Origin of the sequence: Cardinium endosymbiont cBtQ1 of Bemisia tabaci (assembly GCF_000689375.1) — a bacterium.
Taxonomy (GTDB): domain Bacteria; phylum Bacteroidota; class Bacteroidia; order Cytophagales; family Amoebophilaceae; genus Cardinium.
In genome coordinates, this window is the sequence record NZ_CBQZ010000006.1 from 1 (window position 1) to 14,162 (window position 14,162).

Sequence of the window (14,162 nt, forward strand, 5' to 3'; positions counted from 1 at the left end):
TCTGACTAATATTTTTAAGCTGATCGATAATGGTTTCAATGATAGATCTCTTTCGAAGCATTAGCCTATCCCAGATAGGCATGAAAGCATTTTTCATATTTTTTCTGATTTGAGTAATCAGTTCTATGCCTTTTCCCATAAGTTTTTCAAATAATTCTTTACTCAAGTAGCCTTTATCAGCAAATACTTTTCCGATCAAATTTTTACATAAGTTTTCTACTGGCCATCTATCATTGGACTTACCTGTAGTAAGAGAAAAATTCATAATTTCTCCTAAATCATTGACAATCAAGTTTAATTTGATTCCGTAAAACCATCCAGTAGTAGTTTTACCTTTACTAGCAATTGTCTTAAATACTTTATGAGCATAAGCTCTTTTTATATTACAAACCTTTATAGCGGTTGAATCCATAAAATAACAGCCTGTTCTCGTTTTAGAAAGACTTTGAGAAAAAAAGTAAAATGGAACTACTGTTCTTTAAACTAGGGATATAAATCTACTATAGCTTACTAACTTGCAAAAGTCATTAGAATGAAATTGTTGTAAATGAATATAATACAACTTAAAATTTCTAAAGCCAATTACATGAAAAGCAATTAATATTGTCATTATTTCGCTCAAAGTCAGTGAACATGTTCTAGTAGGTTTTCTATCTGAAGTAGGTAACAAATGTGATTCCATATAAGGCATAAATTTTATAAGAAATTCATCAACAGCGTAATATATTTCAACTAATTTTGATACATTCATATCCGGCTCCTTTGGTTTTTATGATTATTTTTCAATCCCACAAATTTAAAACACAAAGGAGCTTTTTATACTCTTTTCTTAATTTCTAATCCAAAACTGACGTTAATACGAACTACAAACCTAATATACAAAATATTTCATGACGACACTATCTAGTACAGCAGTATGTCAACCTCTATAAGAATTAAAAAATCATTGGGTCAACATTTTTTAAGAGATTCAGATTTAGCCAGTCAAATAGCCAATCTATTAACAGACGAAAGTTTAGGAGGTACGGTAATTGAAGTTGGACCGGGTAAGGGAAACTTGACAGATGTATTGCATCATAAGGCTATTGCTCGTTTATACCTTGTAGAAGTGGATCGTGACCTTATACCCTATCTAAAAAAGAAATATCCCTCTTTAAGTGATGGCATCATAGAAGCAGACTTTTTAAAGCTGCCGCTAAGAGAACATTTTCAAAACAAACACTTAACGATTATTGGCAATTTTCCTTATAATATTTCTTCTGAAATCTTCTTTAAAATTTTGGATAACCGAAATGTAGTAGGTGAAATCGTAGGCATGTTTCAAAAAGAAGTAGCACAACGCATCACTGCTAAACCAGGTAGTAAGGTCTATGGTATGCTTAGTGTGCTTTTACAAGCGTTCTATACTATCACATACCATTTTACAGTGCCACCTGATCGTTTTTTTCCCCCACCTAAGGTGGATTCTGCGGTTATTACGATGCACCGCAATAATGTACAAAAACTCCCATGTGATGAACTGTTGTTTTTTCAAATAGTAAAAAGGGGATTTCAGCACCGTCGAAAAAAATTACAAAATGCACTAGGTGGGTTGAACCTATCAAACAGATGTTATGCCGGTTTATTGCATAAACGTGCAGAAGAACTAAGTGTGACTGAATTTATAGAACTTACCAATGCATTGGCTGTCAAAACGTTGGTTTAACCTATGCTAGGTTGGGTGTAGAAGTTAATATTTGATCTTACAGACAATAAAAATCGTAGCCTTTTATATAGGTCTTTTACTATAACGACATTTTACAGCATTCACATAATAATAACCATCTATAGCAACGGCCTCATATCATGAAACCATATTTAACATTACTACAACATATTTTAGCAGAAGGAGTTGATAAAAAAGATAGAACTGGAACGGGGACAAAAAGTCTTTTTGGCTACCAAATGCGGTTCAACCTAGAAGAAGGATTTCCACTGATTACTACTAAAAAAGTGCATCTACGCTCTATTATCTATGAATTACTGTGGTTTTTAAGTGGTGATACAAATGTACGTTATTTACAAGAACATGGCGTTACCATATGGGATGAATGGGCCTCCAAAGAGGGAAGACTAGGCCCCATTTACGGCCACCAATGGCGAAGCTGGTCTACAGAAACAGGTGTAAAAATTGATCAAATAAGCCAAACGATAAAAGAAATTAAAACTAATCCTGATTCACGTAGGCTATTGGTAAGTGCATGGAACGTGGGTGAAATTTCTAAAATGGCATTGCCACCTTGTCATGCTTTTTTTCAATTTTACGTAGCAAATGGGAAACTATCTTGTCAACTCTACCAACGTAGTGCGGATGTTTTCCTAGGGGTTCCTTTCAATATTGCCTCTTATGGACTCCTCACGATGATGATGGCGCAAGTGTGCCAATTAAAACCTGGTACGTTGATTCATACGCTTGGTGATGCACATTTATACTATAATCACCTGGAACAAGCAAGTCTACAACTGAAACGTTCTCCTTATCCATTGCCTACTATGCAACTTAACCAAAACGTAACAGATTTATTTAGTTTTGTTTATGAAGATTTTACATTGTTACACTATCTGCATCATCCAGCTATTAAAGCAGTGGTTTCTGTATAACGATATATTTTGTATTAAATCTTAATTTCCTTTTAGGTATTGGGGAAATTTATACTTTCATGATTAGCTTAAAGCTACCGTCATGGACAAGAACAATTTGACTAATGGTATTATAAATAATGGGATCATTTGTGCTTCCATGTCCAAACCTATTTGTTTTAAAGACTGGGATAGGTAAAACAGATGCAAATTGATTCAGTGTTGTTATAATGTCTTTATTATCGCTACCACAATGGCCAAATAGTATGGCTTTTACATTTTTTAGTAGACCAGCTTGTTTAAAATGCAGTAAGGTACGATCTAGTTGATAAGCTTTTATTTGCGTGTCTTCCAGAAAAAGAATCTTCCCTTCTGTTTTTACTTCCCAGGTTGTACCAATACCTGTTTGCAGCACAGTTATATTACCACCTGTAAGCTTACCATCTACAGTATCGATAGATTGCGCTGCTGCATTAATCGGAAATAGTTGATCAACTGTAGCGTGTTTAACTTTTCCGCAAATGATCTCAGCTATCTTTGTAAAATTAGCACGTTTTTTATCACTTTTAAGTATTTCAACTATTCCACTTCCATGAATGGTTTTCCAGTCCCATGTTTGTGTAAAGAAAATATGGAGTGCAGTTATATCACTATATCCTATAAAAAATTTCTCTTGGGTAGGTATCGTTAATTTCTGTAAAGCAGGTATCAACTTAGCAGCACCATATCCTCCACGCAATGTCCATACTACATGATTGGTCTTATCAAACAATGCATCCTTTAAGTATTTAAATCTTAATTCATCACTATTAGAATGAAAAACAGATCGGCTTTGATCAAAGCATCCATTTGGTATATTTAATTGCAATGAAATGATGGTTTTCAAAGTAGTTAACTCGTTTTTATTGATACCTGAAGCAGGTGCAACGATTGTAATGGGTATATCTTTTAAGAGACTAATAAAATTTATATTCTGATTTTCAAATTTTACAATTGAAAAATTAGCTAATAAAAAGAACATAGTGGGAATAAAGCACTTATGCATAATGGCCATATTTAAATTTATTTACAAATCTATAAACATCAATTCCAAAAACAACTTAAATAAAATTGTGAAAAATTATTAAGATTATGTTCTGTTGCATTTTTTATCCGTCAAGCATAGTGGCCTGAAGAAATCGGAGAAAAAAAATAAGAAAATTGTTGCCTATAGTTTCAATTTTATTGTTTTAAAATTGAGGTTATAAAATAGGGAAAAAGCAAATTGGAAATTTTAGTTCATGAAAAGATGACTAAAATAGTATTAGATATACTAAAAGAAGATTTCACATCCAGTTATCGTGCAAATATGGCGTAACGGTTAAAACGCTCTAAAATTGGGGGCGTCAATTTTTGTAAAATGGCTTCTTAGCCTTTGATCCATCCAAGGTTATGAGCATATATTTTGAACTTTTACGTGGACTTGAAGGGATTCGAACCCCTAACCGCTGCATCCGTAGTACAGTGCTCTATCCAGTTGAGCTACAAGTCCATCTTAGTGGCTGCTATGCAAATTTAATAAACAAAAATTTATTTCAAAGTAATGTTTTGACATATTTAAAAAAAAAAGTACCTTTGTTAGGTAATATTTATACGCTATAATGTCATTAATTTACATGAAAAAAAAAATTCTTCGTTCGTTATTTCTTTCTGTGGCCTTACATCTTCCTTATGCAGCTTCTGCAGGTAACACAGCTTCTACTCCCATAGATACTGAAGTCGGTCAGCCAGATGCCTCTGCAGATAACGCAGCTGCTACTCCTATAGATACTGAAGTCGATCAGCCAGATACCTATCTGCCGGTAGTACAAAATTACTTTAGCTTTATATACGAGCCCCTAAAAATGGATTACTTATATGATTCAAACTCTAAAAACTCGCCAAAATTTCCCAGTACAAAAAAAATAGATTGGGCTGCTTTATTCCCTAACAATGGTGCATTTCTGTATGATATTCGTCTCAATCAATCTCGTTTTGCTTTGTGTGTAGGGGTTGGTTGGAGTAGTTTGTATTATTCTTTTGTTGGTGAAAAACGTGGTAAAGATACAATCTATAAAGAGCTTAAAAGAGTTTCAGAGTCTGATGTAAGTTTTCAGGATATAGATAATACCCCAGGTAAACAAGTCTACCGTTCCACTCTTAATATCCCCTTCTTTGATTTCTTGGTTAGGATTCGATTCAATAGTGTTTTGGAAGCACCTAAAGAAGGGTTTCATAGTTGGTTTGGCCTCAAGCTTGGTCTGCGTAAGCTTCCTGCTATGAAGTATTATTATAAGGAATACAATGATTCAGGTGCTTCTTTAGTTACAAATGGTAGTTTTAACCTTAAGTCGTTTGCTTGTGTATTCCAAACTGGAATGGGGTATCATCGTTTTGGTTTTACAGGAGGAATTCATTTGACTCCTCTCTTTGAGAAAAATAAAGGTCCTGATGGTTCTGATTCTAATAGCCCTTTTTCTTTTGGTATTTATGTAGATCTAATGTAACGGATAGATCCGCACTGCGTATAAATTACTTGTGTTTACTGTTAAAAACTTTATCTCCTTTTTGTAAGAAAAAATATTTTTTGTAGCTTTGGTTAAGCTATATTATTTGGCATAGTATGTACTGATTTTGTGCTTATTTTTTGGGGAGATGCCAGAGCGGCCAATTGGGGCGGACTGTAAATCCGTTGCGTAAGCTTCGAAGGTTCGAATCCTTCTCTCCCCACTAGTTAGTAAAGATATGTAAAGCGGGAGTAGCTCAGTTGGTAGAGCGGCAGCCTTCCAAGCTTCAGGTCGCGAGTTCGATTCTCGTCTCCCGCTCTTAATTATATAGGGCCGGTGTAGCTCAGTGGTAGAGTGCTTCCTTGGTAAGGAAGAGGTCACGGGTTCAAATCCCGTCATTGGCTCCATGTTAGCATAGATCTGAGGAAGTTGATTTTAGCGTAGATCCAAGAATTTATATTGGATAAGTTATTTATTTTATTGAAAATCTTAAAGAATTATAAGCTATGGCAAAAGAAACATTTAATCGATCAAAGCCACATGTCAATATTGGTACAATTGGCCACGTTGACCATGGCAAAACGACATTAACAGCTGCAATTACTACTGTTTTAGCTAAAGCGGGGTTGGCAGAAAAAAAAGAGTTTTCAGCTATTGATGCTGCTCCAGAAGAAAAAGAACGGGGTATTACCATTAATACTGCGCACGTCGAATACCAAACCCAAAACAGACATTATGCCCATGTAGATTGTCCAGGTCACCGGGATTATGTTAAAAACATGATTACTGGGGCCGCTCAGATGGATGGTGCGATTCTTCTCGTAGCGGCCACAGATGGTGCGATGCCTCAAACTAGGGAGCATATTCTCTTGGCTAGCCAAATTGGCGTACCTGGTATCGTAGTTTTCTTAAATAAAGTAGATCTAGTAGATGATCCTGAAATGATCGAGTTGGTAGAACTTGAAATTAGGGAGCTTTTGAATGCCTATAATTTTGATGGGGACAATGCACCTATTATTCGTGGTTCTGCTTTAGGTGCTTTGAATGGCGAGCCAGAATGGGAAGCAAAAGTTGAAGAGCTTATGGCTGCAGTAGATAGTTATATTCCGCTTCCTGTACGGTTAGTAGATAAAGATTTTTTAATGCCTGTAGAAGGGGTATGTACGATTACAGGTCGCGGAACAGTTGTAACTGGTAGAATTGAAAAAGGTGTGATCACCACCGGTAGTACGGTTGATATTATTGGTATGGGCGCTGAAAAATTGACTTCTACGGTTACAGGTGTCGAAATGTTCCGAAAAAACTTAGATAGGGGCGAGGCAGGTGACAATGTAGGTCTCTTGCTGCGTGGTATTGATAAGGCTTCTATTCAACGTGGTATGGTGATCTGTAAACCGGGAAGTGTTAAGCCACATAGTAAGTTTAAAGCTGAAGTTTATGTTTTAACCAAACAAGAAGGAGGGCGCCATACTTCATTTTTTAACAAGTACAGGCCACAGTGCTACTTTAGAACAACAGATGTTACAGGTGAAGTAAAACTACCGGAAGGCGTAGAAATGGTTATGCCAGGTGATAACGTCAATTTAGAAATTACCCTTATCCATAGTATTGCTATGGAAGTAGGATTGCGTTTTGCTATTCGTGAAGGAGGAAGAACAGTTGGTGCTGGGAGGGTTACTGAAATTCTTGATTGTTAATTATAAGCTTTATAGAGGTGGCTTACATAGTATTAAGGGGCTGCTTAAATATAATAAAGTAGCTACTAGACTATATTTTTATCTTAAGTTAGGGTAAAAATGTATGTACAGTCCGTCTCTATTCTGCAATTGTTTGTAAAACATAAGTTTACGTCTAATCATTTCGCTTATCAAACAGACCTTATTCTAAGCAGTATAATTTTTACCTAATTGTTAAGTGTAAATACATAAATACGGGTGTAGCTCAACTGGTAGAGCGATGGTCTCCAAAACCATAGGCTGGGAGTTCGAGTCTCTCCACCCGTGCATAAAACAATATGTCAAAAGCAAAGCTATTTATACAGAATCTAATACAAGAAGTAAGGTATAAGATTACTTGGCCTCCCTATCATGGGTTACAAAGTAGTTCCCTGCTTGTACTAGTAGCCTCTTTTATATTTGCGCTTCTTATTGGGCTTATGGATTGGTCTTTGAAAAAAATTTTTGTTTGGTTTTATAATGCTTTTTAAAAAAAGGACATATTGAATGGATGCATTACAGTGGTATGTGCTTAAAGTAGTCACTAAGCAAGAAGAAAAAGTAAAAGCCAATCTACAAGTAGAGCTTGTAAAAAATAATTTACAGCAAATTGTTGGCGAGATATTGATACCTTACGAAAAGGTATATGAAGTCCGTTCTGGGAAAAAGTATGTAAAAAATAGAAATTTATTTCCTGGCTATATATTTTTGCAGGCAGATCTTGCAAACGGCTTATTGGTACAGTTATTAAAAGGTATAACAGGTGCCTTGGGGTTCTTAGGTGTGAAAGGGTGGCGTGGGACTCCTGTTCCATTGAGTCAAACAGAAGTAAATAGAATTATAGGTAAAACCAATAGCCTTGAATCTAGTGATTTAAAGTTAAACGCTATTTTTGCCCTAGGAGAAGTAGTTGAGATTATAGATGGACCTTTTGCAGGTTTTTCTGGAAAAGTTCAAGAAATTTTTGAAGAAAAGAAAACACTTAATGTAGTGGTTAAAATTTTTGATGAGCGGAGTACACCTGTAGAGCTAAGTTATACGCAGGTTAAAAAGCTTTTCTAATGCTTTGTAAATATGCCTGTAAAGCATTTGTAAAATTTATATAATATGTCTAAGCCAGTTTTAGGTTATGTAAAGTTAAGGGTTAAGGGTGGTTCAGCCAATCCTTCTCCACCAGTAGGTCCCGCATTAGGTAGTAAGGGTATCAATATTATGGAGTTCTGTAAGCAGTTTAATGCCAGAACAAAAGATCAGCAAGGAGAAATTGTACCTGTAATCATTACAGTTTATCAAGACAAGTCTTTTGACTTCATCGTTAAAACATCTCCTACTGTTATTGCCATTATGAAGCTTTCAGAAATTGCAAAAGGCTCTCCTGAGTCCAATAGGCGTAAAGTGGCCAGTATTAGTTGGGAACAGATTCAACAAATTGCAGTAGAAAAGCTTCGAGATTTAAACACCTTAGATATACATGCCGCGATGCGTATGGTAGCTGGAACAGCAAGAAGTATGGGTGTTACGGTACAAGGTACTGCCCCTTGGGTTAAATAAAAGAGATGAAAATGGCAATTCAAAAAAAGAATAAGCATAGTGCAACAGATAATGCTAAAGAAGCCTATACTTTAACCGAGGCTGTTCAGCTGGTGCAAAAAAGTACTTCTACAAAGTTTGATGCTTCGATGGATGTTGCAGTTCGCTTGGGTGTAGACCCTAAAAGGTCTGACCAAATGGTAAGGGGAACAGTTTCTTTGCCACATGGAACAGGTAAATCTTGTAGGATCTTAGTGCTCTGTACAGCTGATAAAGAACAAGAAGCCAAGCAGGCTGGTGCAGATTATGTAGGGTTAGACGACTTTATTGAAAAGATAGCAGCTGGGTGGACAGATATAGATGTGATTATAACGATGCCAACCGTTATGGTTAAACTGGGTAGATTGGGTAAAATATTAGGCCCTCGTGGCCTTATGCCTAATCCTAGGGTAGGTACTGTAACAATGGATGTAGCTAAAATGGTTAAAGAGGTAAAGGGTGGGAAGTTAAGTTTTAAGGTAGATAAATATGGCATTGTACATAGTAGTGTAGGTCGTGCATCTTTTCCACAGGAAAAAATAGTAGAAAATGTGATGGAGCTGTTAAAAGCGATTGTTAAATTAAAGCCTGCCTCCTCAAAAGGGCTTTACGTAAATAGTATTAGTCTTTCTAGCACGATGAGTAGAGGCGTTTTTGTAGATAGGAGTATTGCCGTTGGGCTTTAGAAAAATGAAACGAGAAGAAAAATTACAGGTTATAGAAAGTCTAGTAGAAAAATTTTCTGCTTTCGACTGCTTTTATGTAGTAGACGCTATGGGGCTTACTGTAGAACAGGTAAATAAATTTAGAAAAAGTTGTGCAGAACAAAATATAGTCTATCAGGTAGCTAAAAATACCCTGATACAAAAGGCCCTAGAACGATCTGAAAAATGTACCGCCCATGCGCCTGCTTTTTCAAGCGTATTAAAAGGATTTTCAGGTATTTTATTTAGCCGTGATAGTGGCCGTGCTCCTGGAAAAATGTTAAAAGCTTTTTTAGAAGCCGAAAAGTTAAACTTGCCTGTTTTAAAAGCTGCTTCGATTTATGGTGATTTATTTATTGGCGCAGAGCACTTGGATCGGTTAACAAACTTAAAATCAAAAGAAGAGATTTTGGCCGATATTATCACGCTTTTGAAATCTCCTATTTTAAATGTACTAGCTACAATGCAATCTGGCGAGAAACGTTTGATGGGAGTGATAGAAACTTTTTTGAAAGCATCAACTTAATAAAAAAGTCACTTTTTATATTTATCTAAATTTTATAAACTTTTACAAATTATGATCGACTTAAAAGATTTAGCAAAAACGCTTGTTAACTTAACGGTTAAGCAGGTAAGTGATCTGGCTGATATTTTGAAGAATGAACATGGCATTGAACCAGTTGCCTCAGCTCCTATGATGATGGCTGCTGCACCTCCAGTTTCTGTTGAAAACGTACCAGAAAAAACTACATTTGATGTTATTTTAAAATCAGGTGGTGCGGCTAAGTTAGCAGTTGTAAAACTGGTAAAAGAAATAACAGGTTTAACATTAAAAGAAGCCAAGGAATTTGTAGATGGTGTACCAGATACGATGAAACAAAGACTCACTAAAGAAGAAGCAGAGACTATTAAAAGAAAATTAGAAGAGGCTGGTGCAGAGGTTGAGTTGAAATAGTCAATAGGCGTATATAATATAATTTTTGCTGCGTTAAAGGTTACCTATTTAGGTCTGAGTGCATATCTATTTGTAATGTACTCCCTTTAGCGCTTGCCTTGCTTCATGTCAATGTAGCTAAACCCGCATTCTAGTTTTGCTTTCTATAAGTTATAAACATGTAGCACCTACGTAAAGAAAACACAATCTAGTAAACAAAATTGTCATATGCCTTCTGTTGATGCCGCCGCAAACTACACTGATTTGCTTGAAATCCAGTTGCAATCTTTTAGAGACTTTTTTCAACTCGGTATTAGTCCAGAAAATAGAATAAATGAAGGGCTTTATAAGGTTTTTATGGAGCATTTTCCCATTGAAGATTCTAAGCGAAACTATATTCTAGAGTTTATTGACTACAATTTAGAGCTTCCCCAATATACGCCTCGGGAGTGTATTGAACGAGGCTTAACCTATGATGTTCCTTTGAAGGCAAAGTTACGCTTGTTACAAAATGACGAACATACTGGGAAATATGAAGGCGTTGAACAAGAGGTTTTTTTAGGGAATATACCTTATATGACCGATCAAGGTTCTTTTATTTTAAGTGGTGTAGAACGTGTAGTGGTTTCTCAAGTACATAAGTCTTCTGGTATTTTCTTTTTTCAAAATAAGCACATTAGTGGTTCGAATGTTTACGCTGCTAAAGTAGTCCCTGCCAAAGGTGTTTGGATTGAATTTTCGGTTGATATTAATTCAGTGATGTATATCTATTTAGATAGGAAAAAGAAAATACCCATTACTACTATGTTGCGTGCCATTGGATATAGTAGTGACAAAGATATTTTAGGTATATTTGGTCTTGCCGATGAGGTAGAGGCAAGTGGTGCAGTATTGGAAAAATGTATAGGCCGTAGATTAGCCGCTCGGGTTTTAAAAAGTACGGTAGAGCATTTTGTAGATGAAGAAACTGGCGAAGAACATGTTTCTACCAGACATGAAGTCCTTATAGAGCGCAATACAGTATTAGATGAAGCAGGTATAGAAGTCATTTTATCTTCTGGTGTTCCCTCTGTTATTTTACATCATTCAGAAGAAGCTCCTGCAGACTACCACCTTATATATAATACTTTTGGGAAAGATAGTACCAATGATACCAAAGAAGCAACAGAGCAAATTTACCGCCAACTCCGCAATGCAGAAGCACCTGATGAACAAACGGCCCGTGAAACGGTAGAAAGCCTTTTTTTTAGTAGTAAGCGTTATACGTTGGGTGAAGTAGGTCGTTATCGAATCAATAAAAAATTAAATCTGGATATTTCAGTAGAGGCTTCTGTTTTGACCCAAGAAGATATCATACAAATCATTCATTATCTTATTAAGGTAGTCAATGGTAAAGCAGAAGTAGATGATATTGATCATTTAAGCAATCGCCGGGTACGTTGTGTTGGGGAGCAGCTTTTTACTCAATTTGGTATAGGGTTTTCTCGTTTGGCCAGAACGATTCGTGAGCGCATCAACATTAGAGACAATGAGCTATTTAAGCCTGCAGACTTGATTAATGCACGTACCCTTTCCTCAGTTATTAATTCTTTTTTTGGTATTAATCCACTGTCTCAGTTGATTGACCAAGTCAACCCATTGGCAGAAATTACCCATAAGCGTCGCGTATCCGCATTAGGACCTGGCGGACTTTCTAGGGATCGTGCTGGTTTTGAAGTCCGGGACGTGCACTACTCCCATTATGGAAGGTTATGTACCATTGAAACACCGGAAGGTATGAACATTGGTTTGATTTCTTCCCTCTGTATGTATGCACGTGTAAATAATATGGGCTTTATTGAAACACCTTATAGGCGGGTAGAGCATGGTAAAGTTGACCTTAGTGGTGCCATTTGTTACCTCAGTGCTGCAGAAGAAGAGCATGCTAATTTTGCTCCAGCTAATGTACAGTTAGATGCAAATGGTGTCATATTAGATAATCGAGTCAAAGTCCGAAATGGCGATGAGTATCCTCTGGTAAAACCAGAACAGGTTAATTATATGGATGTTTCGAGCAGTCAGATTGCATCAGTTGCTGCTTCTTTGATTCCGTTTTTGGAACACAATGATGCCAGTCGTGCCTTGATGGGATCTAATATGCAGCGTCAAGCCGTTCCTTTGGTAAGGCCAGATGTGCCTATTGTTTGTACAGGTGTAGAAAAAAGAGTCGCTAAAGAGTTTAGGGGGTTACCTACTGCAGAAGGTAGTGGTTTGGTTACTTATGTGGATGGTAGAAAAATTGTGGTTCAGTATGATCGTTCTGAAGAAGAAGCACTTGTTTCCTTTGATGAAGCCTCTGTAACCTATTCTATGGATAAATTTAGAGGTACCAACAGGAGTACCTGTATTAACCTATCGCCAATTGTTTCTAAAGGCAGTCGTGTAGAAAAAGGCCAAGTGCTTTGTGAAGGATATGCCACTAAAAATGGCGAGTTAGCCCTGGGTAAAAATTTAAAAGTAGCTTTCTTATCTTGGAAAGGCTATACCTTTGAAGATGGTATTGTAATTTCTGAACGCATTGTGCGGGATGGCGTTTTTACCTCTATTCATATTAAGGAATTTATTCTGGAAGTAAAGGATACAAAATTTGGTGCAGAAGAGTTGACCAATGAAATTCCAAATGTTAGTGAAGAAGCTATTGCCAAATTAGGTATTGATGGCATTGTTAAAGTAGGTACAGAAGTTAAAGAAGGTGATATCTTAATTGGTAAAATTACCCCAAAGGGAGAGATAGATGTTACACCAGAAGCAAGGCTTTTGAAGGCTATTTTTGGTGACAAAGCAGGCGATGTAAAGAATACCTCTTTAAAAGTGCCATCTGGTATGGAAGGTATTGTAATCGATACTAAAATATTCTCTAGTCCTGAAAGAAATAAGGAAAGTAAGCAAAAAGTTAAAAAAGAACTGGAGCTATTAAAAAAGGCACATGCTAGAAATTTATTAAAATTGCGCGATATAGCTATTCAAAAATTATCAGTAGTTTTAGATGGAGTGGTTACCAATGGTATTTATCACCAATTTGGTGATGAAATTATTCCAGAGGGTACCAAACTTACTACTTCACTAATCGGTGAAAAACTCTTCCCTCCTAAAAATATTTACCGTGATGAGTCACTTTATAATATTCCAGCAGAAGCCAATCTAGTTGGAGACCTTGTACTCAGTAATTGGACTCCTGATCCATCTAAAAACCATCTAGTCCAACGTATTTTAGGCAACTATATTAAAAAATGTACCGCTTCTATTGTACGTTTTAAGCGTGAAAGATTTACACTAGAAGCAGGAGATGGGTTACCCAAAGGAGTTGTAAAAGTAGCTAAAGTCTATATTGCAGAAAAAAGGAAGCTCAAGGTGGGTGATAAAATGTCTGGAAGGCATGGTAACAAAGGTATTGTTTGTAAGATTGTACCCCAAGAAGATATGCCATTCTTAGCAGATGGTACACCAGTAGACGTTGTATTGAGTCCACTCGGATTGCCTTCTCGTATGAACTTAGGTCAGTTGTATGAAACTGTGTTAGGGTGGGCTGGTGAGCAATTAGGTAAACGGTATCTCAACCCTATTTTTGAGGGTATGACCTTAGAGCAGATTTCCAATGAGTTGGATCAAGCCGGCTTACCTGCTTTTGGTAAAACAACCGTTTATGATGGAGGAACAGGTATGCCATTTAATCAAAGCGTTACAGTTGGGGTAGTCTATCTCCTCAAACTTGCCCATTTGGTAGATGATAAAATGCACGCCCGTTCTACAGGTCCTTATTCTTTGATTACGCAGCAACCATTAGGTGGTAAAGCCCAATTTGGAGGCCAACGATTTGGTGAAATGGAAGTATGGGCATTAGAAGCCTATGGAGCTGCTTATACATTACAAGAAATGCTCAATACAAAGTCAGATGATGTAGTGGGTAGATCTAAAGCCTATGAAGCAATCGTTAAAGGCAATAACATTCCAAAGCCCAATTTGTCAGAATCATTTAATGTATTAATGCATGAATTAAGGGGGCTAGGTCTTGAAATTACGCTTGTATAGCAAATAGCCAGTTTGACATTCCATATCT

The 14,162-nt window shown here is 36.5% G+C and carries 12 protein-coding genes, 5 tRNA genes and 1 pseudogene; 15 read left to right on the plus strand and 3 right to left on the minus strand.

Features of this window, described 5'->3' with window-relative positions; genetic code table 11:
• Positions 1-751: pseudogene (locus CHV_RS05420) on the minus strand (IS982-like element ISCca4 family transposase); the annotation flags it as partial.
• 165 nt (positions 752-916) lie between these two features.
• Here CHV_RS05420 and rsmA point away from each other — a divergent pair.
• Together rsmA and CHV_RS04095 are read left to right on the plus strand one after the other, a co-directional pair.
• The gene (gene rsmA, locus CHV_RS04090) at positions 917-1,705 is read left to right on the plus strand and encodes a 16S rRNA (adenine(1518)-N(6)/adenine(1519)-N(6))-dimethyltransferase RsmA (protein WP_034577555.1); all 789 of its coding nucleotides are present in this window, start codon (positions 917-919) and stop codon (positions 1,703-1,705) included.
• A gap of 140 nt (positions 1,706-1,845) precedes the next feature.
• On the plus strand, positions 1,846-2,640 hold the full coding sequence (locus CHV_RS04095) for a thymidylate synthase (protein ID WP_034577557.1): 795 nt from the start codon (positions 1,846-1,848) through the stop codon (positions 2,638-2,640).
• A 49-nt stretch (positions 2,641-2,689) separates the two neighbouring features.
• Here the strand turns inward: CHV_RS04095 and CHV_RS04100 are convergent, their stop codons facing one another.
• A complete protein-coding gene (locus tag CHV_RS04100) occupies positions 2,690-3,664 on the minus strand; it encodes an LD-carboxypeptidase (protein WP_130721399.1) in 975 nt (324 codons plus the stop codon).
• 412 nt (positions 3,665-4,076) lie between these two features.
• Positions 4,077-4,150, minus strand: a tRNA-Arg gene (locus CHV_RS04105).
• A gap of 124 nt (positions 4,151-4,274) precedes the next feature.
• Here CHV_RS04105 and CHV_RS04110 point away from each other — a divergent pair.
• The 13 genes from CHV_RS04110 to rpoB all read left to right on the plus strand — a co-directional run bounded on the left by CHV_RS04110 (position 4,275) and on the right by rpoB (position 14,134).
• Positions 4,275-5,144, plus strand: a complete 870-nt coding sequence (locus CHV_RS04110) for a hypothetical protein (RefSeq protein ID WP_034577560.1) — start codon at positions 4,275-4,277, stop codon at positions 5,142-5,144.
• 142 nt (positions 5,145-5,286) lie between these two features.
• Positions 5,287-5,367, plus strand: a tRNA-Tyr gene (locus CHV_RS04115).
• A gap of 22 nt (positions 5,368-5,389) precedes the next feature.
• Positions 5,390-5,462: transfer RNA gene (locus CHV_RS04120), tRNA-Gly, on the plus strand.
• 14 nt (positions 5,463-5,476) lie between these two features.
• Positions 5,477-5,551: transfer RNA gene (locus tag CHV_RS04125), tRNA-Thr, on the plus strand.
• Between the two features lie 99 nt (positions 5,552-5,650).
• Positions 5,651-6,841, plus strand: coding sequence for an elongation factor Tu (tuf, locus tag CHV_RS04130; RefSeq protein ID WP_034577562.1), 1,191 nt, complete (start codon positions 5,651-5,653; stop codon positions 6,839-6,841).
• Between the two features lie 233 nt (positions 6,842-7,074).
• A tRNA-Trp gene (locus tag CHV_RS04135) sits at positions 7,075-7,147 on the plus strand.
• 11 nt (positions 7,148-7,158) lie between these two features.
• On the plus strand, positions 7,159-7,350 hold the full coding sequence (secE, locus tag CHV_RS04140; protein WP_034577564.1) for a preprotein translocase subunit SecE: 192 nt from the start codon (positions 7,159-7,161) through the stop codon (positions 7,348-7,350).
• A gap of 16 nt (positions 7,351-7,366) precedes the next feature.
• Entirely contained in the window at positions 7,367-7,921 is a 555-nt protein-coding gene (gene nusG / locus CHV_RS04145) for a transcription termination/antitermination protein NusG (protein WP_034577566.1), read from the plus strand.
• Between the two features lie 45 nt (positions 7,922-7,966).
• Positions 7,967-8,410 carry a 50S ribosomal protein L11 gene (gene rplK / locus CHV_RS04150; protein WP_034577567.1) on the plus strand — a complete coding sequence of 148 codons (444 nt, stop codon included), beginning with the start codon at positions 7,967-7,969 and terminating at the stop codon, positions 8,408-8,410.
• Positions 8,411-8,421: 11 nt separating this feature from the next.
• Positions 8,422-9,114 (plus strand): 50S ribosomal protein L1, encoded by a 693-nt coding sequence (gene rplA, locus CHV_RS04155; protein WP_034577586.1) that lies wholly within the window; start codon positions 8,422-8,424, stop codon positions 9,112-9,114.
• 4 nt (positions 9,115-9,118) lie between these two features.
• Entirely contained in the window at positions 9,119-9,658 is a 540-nt protein-coding gene (gene rplJ / locus CHV_RS04160; RefSeq protein ID WP_034577568.1) for a 50S ribosomal protein L10, read from the plus strand.
• Between the two features lie 51 nt (positions 9,659-9,709).
• Entirely contained in the window at positions 9,710-10,087 is a 378-nt protein-coding gene (rplL, locus tag CHV_RS04165; protein WP_034577569.1) for a 50S ribosomal protein L7/L12, read from the plus strand.
• A 207-nt stretch (positions 10,088-10,294) separates the two neighbouring features.
• On the plus strand, positions 10,295-14,134 hold the full coding sequence (gene rpoB, locus CHV_RS04170; protein ID WP_034577570.1) for a DNA-directed RNA polymerase subunit beta: 3,840 nt from the start codon (positions 10,295-10,297) through the stop codon (positions 14,132-14,134).
• The last annotated feature ends 28 nt before the right edge of the window (positions 14,135-14,162 follow it).